Consider the following 17,179-nt stretch of genomic DNA (forward strand, 5'->3'; position numbering starts at 1 on the left):
CAGGAGGATTCATATGAGTGAGAAACAGTGGAAAATTGAAAGCAGATTGGCACAAATTGGTTCAATTGAAGAGCCGGTAACCGGAGCGGTGAATTTTCCGATTTATCAATCTACGGCGTTTCGCCATCCCCGTTTGGGTCAAAGCACAGGATTTGATTACATTCGGACGATCAATCCGACACGCAAGGTGCTGGAGGAGGCGTCCGCTACACTGGAATCCGGTGATGCAGGCTTTGCATGCAGTTCAGGTATGGCGGCGCTGCAAACGGTATTTGCCCTGTTTGGACAAGGAGATCATCTAATTGTATCGCTGGATCTGTATGGAGGCACGTATCGTTTGCTGGAACGTATTTTATCCAGATTCGGCGTGACAGCGAGCTATGTGGATACGAACGATCTTGAAGCCATCGAGCAGTCATGTCGACCAAATACCAAAGCGGTATTCATTGAAACGCCTACGAATCCATTAATGATGATTACGGATATTCGGGCTGTAGCCGAATGGGCGTCACAACGTCAGTTGCTTACCATTGTAGATAATACCCTGTTAACGCCGTATTTCCAGCGTCCTTTGGAGCTGGGTGCCGATATTGTGGTACATAGCGCAACCAAGTATCTGGGCGGACACAATGATGTGCTGGCAGGCTTGATCGTATCTAAGGGTAAGGAGCTATCAGCCGAGATTTCCTTCCTTCATAATTCCATTGGTGCTGTACTTTCTCCGAGTGATAGCTACCAGTTGATGAAGGGCATGAAAACATTGGCGCTGCGTATGGATCGGCATGAGCATAATGCGACGGTGCTGGCCAATTATCTGCTGACGCATCCGGCGGTGACTGAGGTGTTTTATCCGGGGCTTGAGGGTCATCCTGGTCGTGAAATTCAAAATAAACAATCCAGCGGCAACACAGGTATTTTTTCTTTTAAAGTAAAAGATGCCCGTTATGTGGAGCCATTGCTTCGAAACATTAAGCTTATTGCTTTTGCAGAAAGTCTGGGCGGTGTGGAATCGTTAATGACTTATCCTGCTGTGCAGACACATGCCGATATACCGGCTGAGATTCGGGATGCAGTGGGAGTAGATGATCGGTTGCTGCGCTTCTCCGTCGGCATTGAACATACGGATGATTTAATTGAAGATTTGCGTTCAGCGTTGGAGGCGGCACGTCAGGAAATCGAAGGAGGACAACAGCAATGATTGAGGACGTGCGGAAAATCGGGCAAGAGTCGGAAAAAGAACGGAGATTCGCTACCAAGCTGCTGCATTTTGGCTCTGAAATCGATAGTGTTACAGGTGCGTCGAGCGTACCGATTTATCAGGCGTCCACCTTTCACCATCACGATATTTTCAATCCTCCGCTGCATGACTACAGCCGTTCCGGCAACCCGACACGGCAAGCTTTGGAGGACTACATCGCCTTACTGGAAGGCGGGGCCAGAGGGTTTGCCTTTGCATCGGGCATGGCGGCCATCTCCAGTACGTTTATGCTGTTGTCCGCAGGGGACCATGTCATTGTTTCGGAGGATGTATATGGTGGGACCTACCGCCTGCTGACTTCGATTTTAAAACGGATGAACATTGAAACCACCTTCGTCGATATGACAGACATCAACCTTGTGAAAGAAGCATTGCAGGAAAATACGAAGGCAGTGTACATGGAGACGCCCTCCAATCCAACCCTCAAAATCACCGATGTGGCAGGGGTAACAGCTTGGGCACAGGATAAAGGACTGCTGACACTGCTGGATAACACCTTTATGACGCCATATTATCAACGTCCAATTGAGCAGGGTGTCGACATTGTGTTGCACAGCGCAACCAAATTTCTCGGCGGCCACAGTGATGTATTGGCAGGTCTTGCGGTAGCACGTACGGAGTCGTTGGGCAGACAAATCAAGCAGCTTCAAAATGGACTTGGAACCGTATTAGCCCCACAGGAGTCGTGGTTGCTTATGCGCGGGATGAAGACACTGGAAGCGCGTATGGCTCACAGTGAAAAGAGTGCAGCGAAGCTGGCCAATTGGCTGAACGAGCGAAGTGACATTGAGGCGGTATACTATCCGGGTCTGGAAAATCATCCGGGGCGTGCTGTACATGAGAGCCAATCCAGTGGATATGGTGCGGTGATCTCGTTTGATGTAGGTTCCGGTGAGCGTGCAAAAGAGGTACTCAATCGCATACAAATTCCGATTGTGGCGGTAAGTCTAGGAGCTGTGGAAAGTATCTTGTCGTATCCGGCGATGATGTCACATGCGGCAATGCCACACAGTGTACGTCTGGAGCGTGGAATCACGGACGGTCTGCTACGTTTCTCCGTAGGTCTGGAGGATATTGACGATCTGATCAATGATCTGAATGAGGCTCTTCGCTAAAACAAAAACACGGCATAATAAACATAAAACCTAAAAAAGCAGCAAGCTTCTGTGTAGTGGGAAGCTTGCTGCTTTGTGTAAGCGCGATATGGGGGAGGACAATATGAATGGTGTTGCACAACCCCATTTTCCCTTTCCATGGGACAATCTACCGTAGAATTATAGCTTGTTCGTCGCATCATTCCCTGGGTAGAAAGCAGAAAGAAACGGGAATAAGTATGGTTCCTTACCTAAAGTTATGTTAGTATTATCATTAGGTTTTACTATGCTATACAGCACAGACAAATACAAAGCCAGTCATGAACACATATAATACGACAGGGTTCGAACGCAGGTTTGTGAAATCATTCTCGTTCATAAGTCCTGTCTTTCATTTCGTCCCCCTGTGAAAGCGAAGGAGGATACACCATGAGTGTAATCGATCATATTTTAGATAAAGCCTTGCGCAGCGAACGCCTGAATTTAGAGGACACCGTTGCTTTGTTCGAGTCAGACGAGGTAGAAAAAATCGGTCATGCGGCGAATAAAGTGATGAACCGTATGCATCCTGATCCGATTAAAACTTTCGTCATCGGACGAAATATTAACTATACGAACGTCTGTGACGTATACTGCCGCTTTTGCGCCTTTTACCGTAGACCGGGCTCGGATGAAGGCTATGTCCTCCCCGATGAAGTGATTTTCCAGAAAATCAAGGAAACGCAGGATGTAGGCGGCACCGAGATTCTGATGCAAGGCGGAGTGAATCCTAACCTGCCGTTCAGTTACTATACCGATTTGCTCAAAGCGATCAAGGAGCGTTTTCCCGATATTACGATGCACTCCTTCTCGCCGGCTGAAATTCATAAGATGAAGGAAAAATCCGGCTTGTCCATGGAAGATACGATTCGAGCCATTCATGAAGCTGGATTGGATTCTCTGCCGGGGGGAGGCGGAGAAATTTTGGATGACCGCACACGCCGCAAAATCAGCCGTCTCAAAGGTTCTTGGCGTGATTGGATGGACGTGATGCAGACAGCCCACAAGGTGGGTATGAACACGACAGCTACGATGGTAATCGGCTTTGGCGAGTTGATGGAGGAGCGTGCGCTGCATTTACTGCGTGTTCGTGATGCCCAGGACGAATGCATTGCAAACAAATATGAATCCGAAGGCTTTCTGGCCTTTATTCCATGGACCTTCCAACCGGATAACACAAACCTGAAAAAGGAACGCCAGACGCCAGAGGAATATTTGAAGACTGTTGCAATCAGCCGACTTGTACTGGATAACATCAAGCATATTCAGTCTTCGTGGGTAACGATGGGACCGGAAATCGGTAAAAAATCATTGTACTACGGTTGCGACGACTTCGGTAGTACCATGATTGAGGAAAACGTCGTTTCCGCCGCAGGCGCAACGTACAAAGTTAACATCGAATCCATTTTACAGCTGATCCGCGAGACGGGTCATGTTCCGGCACAACGCAATACTCGCTATGATATTATTCGTACCTTTGACGGTGCCAGCAGTATTGAACATGACTTTATTATGCAAAATTAAGACAAACACGCCATAACTAAATTAACACATAATGGAGCATGTAACCTGTTATTTTCCGGTAGTAACATAAAGCTTGTCTATCATTAATCCAAATGGAAGGATTAATGATAGACAAGCTTTTTTGACGTTGGTTTCCATCATGTTTTGGCTGCTTAAAGTTTGAAGACACGCTCTAGTTGTCCTCTTTTTTCTAAATACTATCGTATTGAAAGGCAGCTATCGTCATGATAGTATATTAATTAATGGAGTGTTATAATCATACATTAATAAGTAATTTAAGCGATCTATATTTTGAATTCAAATACATATGAAGGTGAATCTTATGCTCAAAGTTAACCGAAACGACCAACGTCCCCTATGGCAGCAACTTCTAGACCAAGCGATTCATAATATTAGAACAGGAAAATGGCCACCAGGGGAATTGCTACTCCCATCTCGTGAGCTCGCTTTATTAGTGGGTGTCTCGCGCTCAACCATACAGATTGTTTATGAGGAATTATTCAGCCGTGGATACACCGTGACATCTCGGCGCGGTGGAACAAGGGTAAGTGAGTGGAGCTATATAACAGGCTCTTTTGAAGATGTTATGCCTCAAGGGCCAGTCACCCCTGAATTACCTGTATTAAACGCTGCAGTCAATCATCTACACGGCTGGCTTAGAGGCAAAGAAGAGCAAAATGTGGAGATTGATTTCTGTCCCCACGAACCTTATTTGGACCAACATTTTCAAAGAAAATGGAGACAATCATTTTTACAAGCCTCCGCAGAAATGGACTTGGCGAATTGGGCTTATGGTAACGCCTACGGTTTTGTATCACTGCGCGAACAGATACAACGGTATTTGTCACTTGAACGAGGAATCCATGTGCATATCGATCAAATTATGTTAACCTCAGGAGCGCAGCATAGCCTTGATTTGATCGCTCAAGCGCTATTAACTGAAGGAGACACGGTTTCTGTTGAAGATCCTGGTTTTCCTGCAGCTTGGATGACCATGAAATATAGGAGTATGAATGTTGTGCCCGTTCCTGTTGACGAGTACGGATTACAGGTAGATCACATTCATCCACAATCCAAGCTAACTTTTGTCACGCCTTCGCATCAGTGTGCAGTTGGAGTCATAATGTCGGAACCCCGGAGGCAACAATTGTTACGTAAGGCTACACAACATCAATTTTGGATTGTTGAGGACGATTATGATAGTGAATTTCGATATCGTGGGGACCCACTTCCTACGTTATTCAGCCATCAACCCCAAAACACGTTATATATGATGAGCTTTTCCAAAATGGTTGCTCCTGGAATCCGAATATCTGCGATTGTTGGGCCAAAAGGGGCAATCCAACAGCTTGCTCATGTCCATGCACTCACTTATCGTCATCTTCCAATTATGGAACAATTGACGCTTGCTCATTTTATTGAACACGGGCATTTCATGCGCCATATGAGAAGAGTCAGAAATGTATATCGGCGCAGACATGCAGCCATGACAAAGGCCCTAGCTGCTACTGGTCTAGACAAGCGTTTTAAACTCAGTGGGGTAGAAACAGGATTGCACATGCTTCTCGAAGCTGAGGAATCGTTTGACGAAGAAGCTGTGACTAACCAAGCGCTCAAAGAAGGAATACGTGTTTATCCCCTAAGCAATTATTGTCTAAATAGCGACCGAAAAGGATGGGTACTTGGTTTTGCTAAAGTAGATGAGGAGGCAATTGAGGTCGGTATTTATCGCCTTGCGGAGATGCTTTTATAAGACACCGTCTACGCCGAGAAGCATCATCAAAGCTTCATGAGATGGCGTAGCTACCACTTCTGCAGCAAAGGTGAATACTCGTTGCTTACCGCCAAGCAGCTTCTCATCCGTTTTACAACTTTATCCTTTGACAGCACATATACTTTGCGGGTGTGACCGTTAATCAGCCGAAGGTGGCATATACCACCTCCACAATATATCTGCCATACCTTTGTGACCTTATCTGTCTCTGCACTGATTTTCAGCCTTCTATTGTTTCTGCTCAGCTTGTTGAATTACATTCGTACTATATTGCTTTTTTCGAAATTGTCCATGTATCAAAAGATGTGCCGCCAAACCTGTAATAAGTCCCCAAAATGCACCTCCAACTCCAAGTAATGTAACATTTGCGGCTGTTGCCAAAAAAGTAATTAATGCTGTCTCACGTCCCTTGGGATCTGTTAATGCGTTGGCAAGGCTACCGCCAATTGTACCCAGGAGTGCCAATCCTGCTAAGGTGGCGATAAAGGTAGCAGGAAGAATCAGAAACAGAGCAGACAGCGTCACACCAAAAATGCCGACAACAATGTAAAAAATGCCACAGGCAATACCTGCAATGTAACGTTTTGTTGAATCCTCGTGCGCGTCTTTCCCTGTACAAATCGCCGCTGTAATTGCTGCTACATTAAAGGCGTGTGAGCCAAAAGGCGCTGTTAAGAGCGAGCCCAAACCCGTTACAGTCAAAATCGGATTCGCGCTCGTTTTAAATCCGTCATTTCGCAACACTAGCATTCCAGGCATATATTGTCCCGTCAAGGTAATAATAAACAACGGTAATGCAACACCCAATAAAGCATGAAACGAAAACTCCGGAACGACAAATACTGGCGATGCAATTGCCAATTTGATATTACTGAAATCTACTTTCCCCACACTAATCAAATAAATAAGTCCGATTGCCAAAATACCCACGATAGCGTAACGGGATGTAAACCTTCTTAATACTACATACGCAGAAAACAGGACAACTACAAGCAGAGGGTCAACTTTCGCGCCACCAAAGGCTGAAATGCCAAACTGCAGTAAAATACCTGCCAGCAGCCCTGAAGCAATGCCTGGAGGGATTAGCCGGACGAAACGTTCGAACATCCCCGATAACCCCAAAATAATAAATCCTAAAGCAGAGATAATATAGGCGCCAATCACTTCTGGATAGGGGGTTACAGCTAACGCCGAAACAAGAAAAGCTACGCCTGGTGTTGACCAAGCGGTAATAATCGGTTCACGGTATCGGTAACTTAGCCATATACCAGTTACACCCACACCAATAGAAATCGACCAAATCCATGAAGCGGTCATTTCAGAGCTTAGACCTGCTACTTTTGCTGCCTGAAATACGAGAATAAATGTACCCCCATAATTGACAATGACAGATATTAAAGCAGCTATAGTGGGTGAAATTAAATCGCGGCCGCGCAGTGAAGTTGATGTTGTGTTCATAAGCTCTCTCCTGCCTCTCTCCTAATCGTTCTGACGCGCGTTTTCGTTCCAGTAATACTCATATTTTACAACGTCTTTTACTTTATTCGTTTGCAGATGTCCGATAAAATGCCATTCCACCTGGTTGTACTGCTGCATAAGTGGTAATTTCCCCAAAAGCTCTTGAGCGTTGTTTTCACCAAATAAAGTTTCGCCCGCTTGAATGGCAATTTTTAATTTTTCAAGGGGTACGGTTTTTGTCGCTAATAACAATTTCACATCTTCTTTCTTGCGCCCTGAAGCCTGGCAAGCCAATTCCATCCGTTATCGTACGGATTCAAGATTTTCTTCGACTAAATGGCCCATGTTCGTTCTACCCTCTTTCTGCTTCTCACCCATGTATTTTGTTCAAGTATTTTAGCTTTTCCCATTTCTGATGCCTTCTTATCAAAATTTTTGGTTCTAACATCAGTAAAGAGCCACAGTCCTTATGATTAGGACCACGGCTTTTGGTCATTACTCAACCTGGCTGGTTTAACTTTCATCCCAAACCCTGTTTTATAGATGTAAGTAACCTCTATATTGTTTCAGGAATGGAGATCACGAAGAAAGACACATGCAAATTGGCAAAAATAAATGTTTTCGTTAGAGACCGCTATTAGACTGTTTTTGCTGGTCTATACATTTTTTCTTCTTCGATTGGATTTTCTTTCGCCGTTATATGATAGGGGTCAATGCGGTATACCTGAACTGGACCTCCGAATACAGCGGACCTGTATTTGTCAACGTGCTGTTTGGCCAATGGGCGGTTATAATAATCAGGCACATATTTTTGAATCATTTCCTGCAACATATGTGTAACCTCGTCCAGATCGACAATAGGCTCAGCCTTGCCGAAAATCATAACACTCATATATGCGGTGTCTGTCTTGGCTGGTACTGGATCAGTAATAGTTCCATATTCTTCGCAAACTGTAAAACAAACCTCTGGATTTGTACTCATCACCTGATTGCGTCTCCCGCCTGTAGCCCCATGAAAATAAAGCTTTCCGTTTGACCAAACGTAATTGAGCGGAATAACGTATGGCAACTTACCATCAACCATACCCAGATGTCCAATCCTCGCTTTATTCAAGAAAGAATCAATTTTGTCACTGTCCAATACTTCTCTTATCTTGTAACGAACCTTATCCATTTTCAACCGCTCCTCTAATGTTGGATTGTTTTCGTTAGTATATCAGTCGTTGGATTGAGTGAGTACATCCATAATCTAATAATTAAACAATCCATATTTTTTACTAAGCAGATTCCTTTCCAAAGCTGCATGAGGGGGCTTCGGCATTGCTCAAGTTATGAAGACGTTTAACCAGCGGCGACTTGAAACGGGACTTTCATTTGATCAGATGGGATAAATGCATGGGAGTACCCGCTCATTATGCGCATGATCCACCGCTACTAAGATGTATCTTGAAACAAGCACTAATAATTCACGTTTCTGTAACAGGCGCAACGCAATACCCGCTATGATATTATTCGTACCTTTGACGGTGCCAGCAGCATCGAACATGACTTTATTATGCAAAATTAGAAATACATCCTTTAATATATCTTAATCACAAAAAACGCTTATCTATCATTAATCCGTGTAGAGGGATTAGTGTAGATAAGCGTTTTTTAATGTGTTTATTATTATGGATTATTCTTTTTCCTCAAATCGCATTAATATAGAAAGGAGGTGATGCCTGTGGAGGTTAAAGATACGCTGATGTTGAAGATTCAATTTGCAACGTTGGTGATCTTGATTATTTCCTTCAACAAAAAGAAGTAGACCGCCCTCTGGAACAGGTTAGCGGTCTATTTCAGCGCCTTTGTTAACACAGCCACCGCCCTTATAAGCGGCTGTTGCTAAAGAGTAAGGATGCTACAACATCCTTACTCTTTTTAGTGTATACATCTTAGCTATATTTTATCATATTGCCGACTAGCATGGCAATGGAATAAAAGCGTATTACGGTAAATATACTTGGCCTGCTACACTTCCCATCGCTTCACATACATAATCTCAGCCTGCGGGTCTGTCATTTGGATGACTGCCTTAAATCGTTGCAAATCTAATAGGTGAACGCTGTAGACGATGACCTGTTCATCTTTTTCCTCTGTCAGTCCACCTCTATTTTTGCCCTCTATCTGTGCAGGATTTCCCACAGGCATATTGTGTATACGAAGCCTGCGATATAAGGCTTCTTCGATGGTTTGCTGATCCTTGCTGACGACACATACCATGAGGGTCAGACCATTAAACATCAGTCGGGCCGTTTCATAGGCAGCAAGGCAGGAAAGGGCTGAATACAGAGCTGGCTCCCAGCCTAGCATGAAGCCAGCCGTAATTAGCAGCAAACCATTACAAAGCATCACAATTTGTATCAACGGAATCTTCCGATGCGTTAATAACAGACTGGATGGACGGCCTTCGTCAGATTCATTTAGCCCCAGAGAATCGAGCAAACCTCCGTGACGGGCCGCCAGCCCTGCGCCAAGTCCGATGCAGACCCCGCCGCCCAGAGCGCATACTACCGGATGGCCACTCACTGCCGGGAATGGAGACAGAATAATGGCTGAGCCTGAAAAGGCAAACAAACCTGGAAGCGCCCGAAGCAGCATGGGCTTGTGGGTCGACAGAGAATACAGCAGCATCAGCGGCAAGTTCAACATGAACAGCAGTAATCCAAAATGTTCTTGTGTGTAAAGCGACACGAGTCTGGAGATGCCTGTGACGCCACCAGCGATCATATCATGCGGATGCAAAAACAATTCCAGACCGACGGATGCCGTAATTCCGCCAATCACCGTATAAAAGACAGGCAACCTGCTCGAATCTCCCGAAGCGGGCTTCACAAGCCGTCTCATAGAGCTTCGGCATGTTTTACAGCGTGCGGCATAGCCTTCCCTCCTATTGGATTGTCGTATCCAGCTTTTACATTTCAGTTACACCGAGTTCCTCTCTTCCTTTCGAAGGCGGGGGTCCTTGAATTTGAAAACTTTATTCATCATATTAAAAATAGGTTTTGACTGCTTTGCCAGTAACGGAGCCATAATCGCCAATATAAGTACATAGATAGCTGCAAAGGGCTGAACAATATCCAGCAAACCGCCCTCTTTGCCCAAATTAGCCATAATGATCGAGAACTCACCGCGGGCCACAATCGTCAAACCGATATTTGCCGACGCCTTGGGTGACAGAGAGACAGTGCGTCCAGCCAGCATCCCGGCCCAAATGTTACCGATTAACGTAAGAATGACTGCTGCCAGCGCAAGCCAGATCGCGTTTCCTCCCAGAGACAGTGGGTCAATAGATAGTCCGAAGCTGAAGAAGAACAAGGCGCCAAAGAAATCGCGGAAAGGAACAATTAAATGCTCGATCCGTTTGGCATGTTCTGTTTCGGCCAGCACGAGTCCGATTAGTAAGGCTCCGATGGCTTCCGCCACATGAATCGTTTCCGAAAAACCTGCCACAAGAAACAGGGAGCCAAAAATAACAAGTCCGAATACCTCATTGGAACGAATACGAAGAATTCGATTTAACAGAGGGACGGCCTTCCGACCGATAATAATAACTGCGAGCATAAAGCCAAGCGCGATTAGCGCCGATAACAGCACACCCCCGAGCGAGGATGAATCGCTGAGAACCAATCCGGAGAGGATGGAAATGTAGACGGCGAGGAAGACATCCTCAAACATAATAATGCCTAAAATCATTTCAGTTTCAGCATTAGCGGTTCGCTTCAGATCGACCAACACCTTGGCAGCAATGGCGCTGGAGGAAATCGTCGTGATCCCGGCAATGACGAGTGTCTCTGCAATGGGAAAACCAGTTAGAAAGCCGAGCGCCAGTCCTAATGTAAAGTTAATGCCGATATATATGGTGCCGCCCACCGCGATGGAACGGCCTGATTTAATCAAACGGCCTACCGAGAACTCCAGTCCCAGGTAGAAGAGAAGAAATAGCACCCCGATTCTTCCCATAAAATCAATAAAAGTCGCGCTTTCGATAAATCGGAAATCAAAATGCCACAGCTCCATCGCATGCGGTCCGACGGCCATTCCAATCAGGATATAAAAAGGGATGACCGATAAGCGCAGTTTGGTGGAGATAAGTCCGGCTGCGGCGATCAGAGCAATAGCCAATCCAACCTCAAATACCAGATGATCCATCCAATCACCCGCTTCCGTTCATAAGAATTTGTTTAAAGCGTTTTTGCTGATCACGTTCCCCGACCACGACCACAGTAGCACCTTCGCTAATAATCACTTCCGGGCCGGGATTTACATACTTGTTCCCTTTTTTCTCTACAATGGCAATAATCGTAGCTCCTGAATTTTGCCGTACATCCAGCTCACCGATGGACTTGCCAACACTAGCATAGTGAGGCTCCACTCTGTACCATTCAATAATAAAATCGTCGAACGTCATTTCTACGCTTTCAAGCTGCTTGGGCTTATACGTCATGCCACCGATAATGGAGGCTACCAAACGTGCTTCCTGATCACTCAGGGTCGTCATGGAAATACTTTGTTCCAAATCCTTATAATCAAAATGATACAGCTCACGTCTGCCGTCATCATGAATAATAATGACAATGCGATCGCCACTTTCCGTATCTATTCGATACTTAATCCCAATTCCCGGCAAAATAGACTCTCGAATATCCATTTGTAAAGCCTCCTGTATTGTGCATTTGTTTAAAATTGGTATGGGAAATAAATCACATACATTAGGTGTGACATGGAACTTTTTTTCACATCATAAAATTACATTAATTGGCATGAAACAGACAGAGAACAGACTTGTTTATTGAAATATTAGGAAAATTTTACAAAAAACACGCAAATATGATGTGCATGTAAAAGGGGTTAAGCCACATAACTGGAGGTGAATTTAATGGGGAACAAGTACAGTTGCTTTTTCAGCTTGTAGATGACAGGAATAAAAGGCAAGCGCAGTTTTGGAATACTCAATAGTAGCACCAACGCCACCAAAATGACAAAGGGAAGTGATTTGGCCGCAGCAATCACCAGATGAAGGACCGGAGAGGATTTGCGGATGGCTGGTTTGGAGTGATGCTCCAGCCCATGGGAGTCCGTTTCCAACGAAGAAGCTTCAACAATCGGCATGAGAGAAGATCCCGCAGTAAACTGGAGGGATTGAGTAGTATCTTCCGCGTGAAACGTCACAGGAAGGGACAAAATCTGAACGAGGCTCAATATGACAATCATGAGTGTACGCAGCATGTTCAGCATCGTTGACATCTAATCCCCTCCCTCTTGTGAAAAATTCATATTAATATAACCTTAACATACCCAACCCTAAATATTCAAACGTATTGAGTTTGTAGCCATTCTTTATAACACCATAACCTTCTCTTTGAAACCTGATTTTTCTCATTTTACACTGTATCCTGTTTCCAGTCGTTCACTTCGTATAACCCTTTAGAGCCCGCCATATACTGTAATCAGTGATCGAAAGGAGTGAGCCAATGGAACTGTTTACAGTGTGGACCCATACAGACGGAAATCAGGAAAGCGACCGTTTTTATCAGGTGGTCAAGAGTAGAAACAAAGGACTACATATGTCACGGCGCGGATTTCGATTCACTTTCAGACAACTGGAAAACAAAGTGGCCTGGACCTGCAAGGGTACAGAGAGCAATCCGGCGTTTGAAAGCTTTCTCCCCTGTGTATACAGCATCATGGCTTCCGCAATAGCGGATTATATTATCGAAGTGAAGGAATGGGGGATGCTCAATCTGATCCTCGCTAAAGCCTGTTCGCTACTGGAGGAAGAGGATACGGAACAGATTCGCAGCATGGTGCGCTCTTTGTTAAAGGATGATGGGCGAAGAGGGCGTATGAAGCGTCACGGCAAACTGGTGGCCTTACTGGAAAAGGATTTTATGGAGCTGCGCGTGGTTAATCTGGAAGGGCTTATTCAATTCAGGTTGAACGCATACAAAAAAGAGCTTGAGGAAATCGTCGACTATGCCATGGAAGAATTTTGGGCAGATCGGCAGTATGAAGAATTTATGGGATTGCTCAAATATTTTGTGTTTTTCCAGGAAAGTAAAGTTCCACTGGTGCATGTGCTTCATCAGGGTGGGCATGATTTTACCATCCTTGATAGCTCCATGGTGCCGATACCGACACCTGAAGGAGATGACATTATTGTGGAGATGCCAGGAGTTGAACTTGAAATGGAAGTCGAGGACAGAATTGTCAGCACACTCATTTCGATTTCTCCTGCTTCCATTATATTACACACAGACGACGAGCACACCCCTATTGTACGGACGCTCCTGCATATTTTTGAAGATAAAATGAAGCTCAGCAGACTCTATCCCGGACAGGATGTTCAAAAATAATCAAATGCTCGTATAAACCAACGGATTTCTGGAAAGCCTTTGCCTCAAGGGGAGGTTTTTTATGAGATCCATGTTGGTTTGGAAACGGATTTTGGGAACCTTGTTAACCGCCACTTGTCTGGTATTGCCCGGCAATGAGGTTTACGGTCACAAAGAGCCGGTCCAGCATAAAAAAGGGCAGTCAACGCCTGTTTTGGCTCCGCGGGAGGAGCAGGTAATTACGACTATGACGGTCACGGCAACAGGATATACAGCAGGCTATGAATCCACTGGCAAACGGCCAAGTCATCCCGGTTACGGTATCACGTATTCCGGTGTTAAAGTGCGTCGTGACAAAAACACACTGTCCACGATTGCGGCTGATCCCAAAACATTTCCTTTGGGTAGCATTTTGTACATTCCGGGTTACGGCTACGGCATTGTAGCAGATACGGGATCAGCGATCAAAGGCAATAAAATCGACCTGTATTTCAAAACTACCCGGCAGGTATATTCCGAGTGGGGCAAGAAAGAAGTGGATGTGCAAATTATTAGAAAAGGAAACGGAAAATGTACGGAGAAGATGCTGAATTCGCTCCAAAAGGTGATCGAGACGCACAAATCCATTCCGGCCTCTACGCTGGATGATTCCATATAATTCGTGTATATAGTTCTTCCCGGCTTCACATACTATGTTGCGGGATAAAGCTTATCCCGAAAAACATATTGGGAGGCTGAGAATTATGAAAAATCAAGGAAACAAAGCAAACACAGGAAGCCAGTACAAAGCGGAATTTGCCCAAGATAACTCGGTAGGAGTCGTTTCTCAAAAGGTGAAAAAGTCCCAGCAAAATAAAATTCAGGACAACTTCCAGACACCAAATGAGAAGTATGGTGAAGAATTCGCAGCAGATCAAGTCGGCACAAGCTCTGTAGCACAAAAGGTACAAAACTCCAGTCTCAGCAAAGTTCAAAACAATGCTCAAACACCAAATGAAAAATTCGATGAAAACTTTAACACGAAATAAAAAAGCATATACAATTGATAATGCTCCGGATTCATATCCGGGGCATTTCGTGTTTGAACAAGGGGTGGTCACTTATGGGGTTTGAGGTTTTATCTCCTTTTTAATTGTTTTTAAGGTGGAATTAAGGTTTAAAGTGCAAAATAAAGTCAGCTAAACAACACCACCTTGAAGCATAGGGTTTGGGAGGAGATATACAATGGACGAATTTAAAAATAATAATTCTGGACGCCGGGATGAAAACGATCAGGTTGAATCCGATAAAACAACTCGGCAGAATGATTCAAATGGTTCTTCATATTACTATTCGTACGGTCCCTTTTCTTCAGTTCAATCAGATGGACAACGCAAGGATGGGAAGCTTGTAGAGAAGGACGTTGAGATTACGCCACCGCAGTCAGTAAGGCCACTTCCTTCCTCATACCATCGTGCAGGGGCGGAGCAACAACAAGACGGCTCGGGCCGGAACGGCGGTAACTGGCAATTTAAACAAAATAAACCCAAGTCTCAGGTAAAGACGATCTTCCTATCCTTTTTGGCCGGGATGCTGGTTATTACGGTTCTGATGTACACGGCCGACCGCACGAATATGTTCACTCCTGAGACGGCGTTGACTTCGGCGGCAGCTGAAAGCGGAGCAACGACCAATTCGGAAACGACGAGTCAGTCACCTAACGCAGTTCCGGCTGTGATGCCTTCCGGCACTGCAGACGTTCAATCCGTTGTGGCCAAAGCGGGTCCGGCAGTCGTTAAGATTGAAACACTGGCTAAGCAATCTAGTGGCAGTGGCAGACAAAGCAGTCCTTATTATAATGACCCGCTGTATCAATACTTTTTCGGTAATCAGTATGGAGACAGTGGTAATAGCGGAAACAACGGCAGCAGCAATGAAAATGAAGGCAGCAACAGCGGACAACTGACTCCGCTTGGTATTGGTTCCGGCTTTATTTTCGATAAAACGGGCTACATCCTGACGAACAATCACGTTGTTGAAGGTGCGAATGTGGTTCAGGTCACGGTAGAGGGAACTAATAAGCCATATGAAGCCAAAGTGCTGGGTAAAAATGCAGACCTGGATTTGGCTGTGCTGAAAATTGAAGGCAAGGATAACTTCCCGACGGTAACGTTAGGCAACTCCGAAAATGCTAAAGTCGGTGAGTGGATGGTAGCCATCGGTAACCCTGAAGGCTTCGAGCATTCGGTAACAGCGGGGGTGCTGAGTGCGAAGGAACGTACGATTACCATTAACAGTGAGTCTACGGGAAAACCTACTCAATATAAACATTTAATCCAGACCGATGCGTCCATTAACCCGGGGAACTCTGGTGGCCCTCTGTTGAACCTGCAAGGACAGGTTATCGGCATGAACGTAGCTGTCAGTGCTGACGCACAGGGAATCGGGTTTGCGATTCCGTCCAATACGATTTTGGAAGTCGTCGACAAGCTGAAAAATAATCAGCCTATTCCGAAAGAACCCGTTCCTTTCATTGGCGCAAGTCTGTTGAATCTGAGTCCCGAAGTAGCCAAGGAATTAGGGACAACCCTGACTGAAGGCTCGGTGGTGCGGGATATTATCTACAAATCACCAGCTTATCAGGCGGATCTACGTCCTTATGATGTGATTATCGGAGCTAATGGTACTCCTTACAGCACATCACAGGAGCTGATCGATTTCATTCAAAAGCAAAAAGTGGGTACAGCACTGACGCTTAACATTGAACGGGCAGGACAGAAAAAGGATGTTCAGTTAAAAGTGGGTAACAAGAACGACTTTAGCTCGACTCTCCAACAGTAATCCAATCATCCTTTAAAAGTGAAAAATGTGAAAAGAAACGGAAGGAAGCTACCTTCCGTTTCTTGCTGTATGTGGAGGCAAGATGCTACACGCGTCTACTCCTGCTACAATAGAGTGAAAAGAAGATAATAAAGGAGCTCGATGGTGTATGCGTTCTACCATTCTGATTATTGATGACGATGAAAAAATTGTGTCCATGCTGCGCAGAGGGCTGGCCTTCGAGGGCTACGAAGTACTGACGGCTGCCAACGGCGCAGAGGGATTGAATAAAATGCTTACAGCTGAGCCTGATGTTGTCGTGCTGGATGTGATGATGCCGCAACTGGATGGCTTCGAGGTATGCCGTCGCATGCGGGAGGGAGGAAGTACGGTGCCCGTTTTGATGCTTACAGCCAAGGACGAGGTGGAGAACCGGGTTAAGGGATTGGATCTGGGTGCAGACGATTATCTCGTCAAGCCATTTGCTCTGGAGGAGCTACTGGCTCGTGTGCGGGCGCTTCTACGCCGTAAAACCGATCAGCAGGATCATAATGGACATCGACTGACCTTCGAGGATTTGCAGCTGGATAACGAATCACGTGAAGTGGTTCGCGGCGGCAAGCGGCTGGAGCTAACGGCAAAAGAATTTGAACTGCTCCACTTGTTTATGCAAAACCCGAAGCGCGTTCTGTCTCGTGATCTGATTATGGACAAAATTTGGGGCTATGACTACAGCGGGGAGTCAAACGTGCTGGAAGTGTATATTGCCATGCTCCGACAAAAAACGGAGCAGGATGGCGGCAAACGGCTCATTCGTACGATTCGGGGAGCGGGTTATATTTTAAGAGGTGATGTGTAA

At 45.4% G+C, this 17,179-nt stretch carries 15 protein-coding genes and 1 pseudogene; 9 read left to right on the forward strand and 7 right to left on the reverse strand.

All coding sequences use genetic code 11. The features are described 5' to 3' along the window. Positions 1 to 13 precede the first annotated feature (13 nt). The 4 genes from NST83_RS07805 to NST83_RS07820 all read left to right on the forward strand — a co-directional run bounded on the left by NST83_RS07805 (position 14) and on the right by NST83_RS07820 (position 5,668). Complete coding sequence (locus NST83_RS07805) at positions 14 to 1,198, forward strand: PLP-dependent transferase (RefSeq protein ID WP_342417209.1); 1,185 nt, start codon at positions 14 to 16, stop codon at positions 1,196 to 1,198. After that, positions 1,195 to 2,373 carry an aminotransferase class I/II-fold pyridoxal phosphate-dependent enzyme gene (locus NST83_RS07810; protein WP_342417210.1) on the forward strand — a complete coding sequence of 393 codons (1,179 nt, stop codon included), beginning with the start codon at positions 1,195 to 1,197 and terminating at the stop codon, positions 2,371 to 2,373. The genes NST83_RS07805 and NST83_RS07810 overlap by 4 nt, the downstream gene beginning before the upstream one ends. Before the next feature lie 408 nt (positions 2,374 to 2,781). Further along, positions 2,782 to 3,915: a cyclic dehypoxanthinyl futalosine synthase gene (mqnC, locus tag NST83_RS07815; RefSeq protein WP_342417211.1), complete on the forward strand. Its 1,134-nt coding sequence runs from the start codon at positions 2,782 to 2,784 to the stop codon at positions 3,913 to 3,915. 322 nt (positions 3,916 to 4,237) lie between these two features. Next, a complete protein-coding gene (locus NST83_RS07820) occupies positions 4,238 to 5,668 on the forward strand; it encodes a PLP-dependent aminotransferase family protein (RefSeq protein WP_342417212.1) in 1,431 nt (476 codons plus the stop codon). A gap of 249 nt (positions 5,669 to 5,917) precedes the next feature. On the opposite strand, the gene NST83_RS07825 is transcribed toward NST83_RS07820, so the two are convergent. The 7 genes and pseudogenes from NST83_RS07825 to NST83_RS07855 form a co-directional block, all read right to left on the reverse strand. Continuing rightward, positions 5,918 to 7,147, reverse strand: coding sequence for a benzoate/H(+) symporter BenE family transporter (locus tag NST83_RS07825; RefSeq protein ID WP_342417213.1), 1,230 nt, complete (start codon positions 7,145 to 7,147; stop codon positions 5,918 to 5,920). 60 nt (positions 7,148 to 7,207) lie between these two features. Further along, positions 7,208 to 7,447 (reverse strand): annotated as a pseudogene (locus NST83_RS07830) (YggS family pyridoxal phosphate-dependent enzyme); the annotation flags it as partial. Positions 7,448 to 7,784: 337 nt separating this feature from the next. Continuing rightward, the gene (locus tag NST83_RS07835) at positions 7,785 to 8,321 is read right to left on the reverse strand and encodes a pyridoxamine 5'-phosphate oxidase family protein (protein WP_137062211.1); all 537 of its coding nucleotides are present in this window, start codon (positions 8,319 to 8,321) and stop codon (positions 7,785 to 7,787) included. A gap of 836 nt (positions 8,322 to 9,157) precedes the next feature. Beyond that, on the reverse strand, positions 9,158 to 10,021 hold the full coding sequence (locus NST83_RS07840) for a YitT family protein (protein WP_342417214.1): 864 nt from the start codon (positions 10,019 to 10,021) through the stop codon (positions 9,158 to 9,160). 90 nt (positions 10,022 to 10,111) lie between these two features. Further along, positions 10,112 to 11,338 carry a cation:proton antiporter gene (locus tag NST83_RS07845; protein ID WP_342417215.1) on the reverse strand — a complete coding sequence of 409 codons (1,227 nt, stop codon included), beginning with the start codon at positions 11,336 to 11,338 and terminating at the stop codon, positions 10,112 to 10,114. Positions 11,339 to 11,342: 4 nt separating this feature from the next. Further along, on the reverse strand, positions 11,343 to 11,837 hold the full coding sequence (locus NST83_RS07850) for a cation:proton antiporter regulatory subunit (protein WP_342417216.1): 495 nt from the start codon (positions 11,835 to 11,837) through the stop codon (positions 11,343 to 11,345). 200 nt (positions 11,838 to 12,037) lie between these two features. Next, positions 12,038 to 12,433 carry a hypothetical protein gene (locus tag NST83_RS07855; RefSeq protein ID WP_137062214.1) on the reverse strand — a complete coding sequence of 132 codons (396 nt, stop codon included), beginning with the start codon at positions 12,431 to 12,433 and terminating at the stop codon, positions 12,038 to 12,040. A 227-nt stretch (positions 12,434 to 12,660) separates the two neighbouring features. Between NST83_RS07855 and NST83_RS07860 the strand changes: the two genes are divergently transcribed. The 5 genes from NST83_RS07860 to NST83_RS07880 all read left to right on the forward strand — a co-directional run bounded on the left by NST83_RS07860 (position 12,661) and on the right by NST83_RS07880 (position 17,179). Continuing rightward, entirely contained in the window at positions 12,661 to 13,542 is an 882-nt protein-coding gene (locus NST83_RS07860; protein WP_342417217.1) for a putative sporulation protein YtxC, read from the forward strand. 61 nt (positions 13,543 to 13,603) lie between these two features. Next, entirely contained in the window at positions 13,604 to 14,179 is a 576-nt protein-coding gene (locus NST83_RS07865; protein ID WP_137062216.1) for a 3D domain-containing protein, read from the forward strand. A gap of 85 nt (positions 14,180 to 14,264) precedes the next feature. Beyond that, on the forward strand, positions 14,265 to 14,549 hold the full coding sequence (locus NST83_RS07870; protein ID WP_137062217.1) for a hypothetical protein: 285 nt from the start codon (positions 14,265 to 14,267) through the stop codon (positions 14,547 to 14,549). Positions 14,550 to 14,745: 196 nt separating this feature from the next. Beyond that, a complete protein-coding gene (locus NST83_RS07875; RefSeq protein WP_342417218.1) occupies positions 14,746 to 16,341 on the forward strand; it encodes a trypsin-like peptidase domain-containing protein in 1,596 nt (531 codons plus the stop codon). Positions 16,342 to 16,489: 148 nt separating this feature from the next. Next, positions 16,490 to 17,179, forward strand: coding sequence for a response regulator transcription factor (locus NST83_RS07880; RefSeq protein WP_342417219.1), 690 nt, complete (start codon positions 16,490 to 16,492; stop codon positions 17,177 to 17,179).

The organism is Paenibacillus sp. FSL R10-2782 (assembly GCF_038592985.1).
GTDB lineage: Bacteria > Bacillota > Bacilli > Paenibacillales > Paenibacillaceae > Paenibacillus > Paenibacillus terrae_C.

What these genes read in the sequence shown, in the direction of transcription:
- NST83_RS07805 (WP_342417209.1), top strand. Translation starts at nt 14, where the DNA reads ATGAGTGAGAAACAGTGGAAAATTGAAAGCAGATTGGCACAAATTGGT.
- NST83_RS07810 (WP_342417210.1), top strand. Translation starts at nt 1,195, where the DNA reads ATGATTGAGGACGTGCGGAAAATCGGGCAAGAGTCGGAAAAAGAACGG.
- mqnC (WP_342417211.1), top strand. Translation starts at nt 2,782, where the DNA reads ATGAGTGTAATCGATCATATTTTAGATAAAGCCTTGCGCAGCGAACGC.
- NST83_RS07820 (WP_342417212.1), top strand. Translation starts at nt 4,238, where the DNA reads ATGCTCAAAGTTAACCGAAACGACCAACGTCCCCTATGGCAGCAACTT.
- NST83_RS07825 (WP_342417213.1), bottom strand. Translation starts at nt 7,147, where the DNA reads ATGAACACAACATCAACTTCACTGCGCGGCCGCGATTTAATTTCACCC.
- NST83_RS07835 (WP_137062211.1), bottom strand. Translation starts at nt 8,321, where the DNA reads ATGGATAAGGTTCGTTACAAGATAAGAGAAGTATTGGACAGTGACAAA.
- NST83_RS07845 (WP_342417215.1), bottom strand. Translation starts at nt 11,338, where the DNA reads ATGGATCATCTGGTATTTGAGGTTGGATTGGCTATTGCTCTGATCGCC.
- NST83_RS07850 (WP_342417216.1), bottom strand. Translation starts at nt 11,837, where the DNA reads ATGGATATTCGAGAGTCTATTTTGCCGGGAATTGGGATTAAGTATCGA.
- NST83_RS07855 (WP_137062214.1), bottom strand. Translation starts at nt 12,433, where the DNA reads ATGTCAACGATGCTGAACATGCTGCGTACACTCATGATTGTCATATTG.
- NST83_RS07860 (WP_342417217.1), top strand. Translation starts at nt 12,661, where the DNA reads ATGGAACTGTTTACAGTGTGGACCCATACAGACGGAAATCAGGAAAGC.
- NST83_RS07865 (WP_137062216.1), top strand. Translation starts at nt 13,604, where the DNA reads ATGAGATCCATGTTGGTTTGGAAACGGATTTTGGGAACCTTGTTAACC.
- NST83_RS07870 (WP_137062217.1), top strand. Translation starts at nt 14,265, where the DNA reads ATGAAAAATCAAGGAAACAAAGCAAACACAGGAAGCCAGTACAAAGCG.
- NST83_RS07875 (WP_342417218.1), top strand. Translation starts at nt 14,746, where the DNA reads ATGGACGAATTTAAAAATAATAATTCTGGACGCCGGGATGAAAACGAT.
- NST83_RS07880 (WP_342417219.1), top strand. Translation starts at nt 16,490, where the DNA reads ATGCGTTCTACCATTCTGATTATTGATGACGATGAAAAAATTGTGTCC.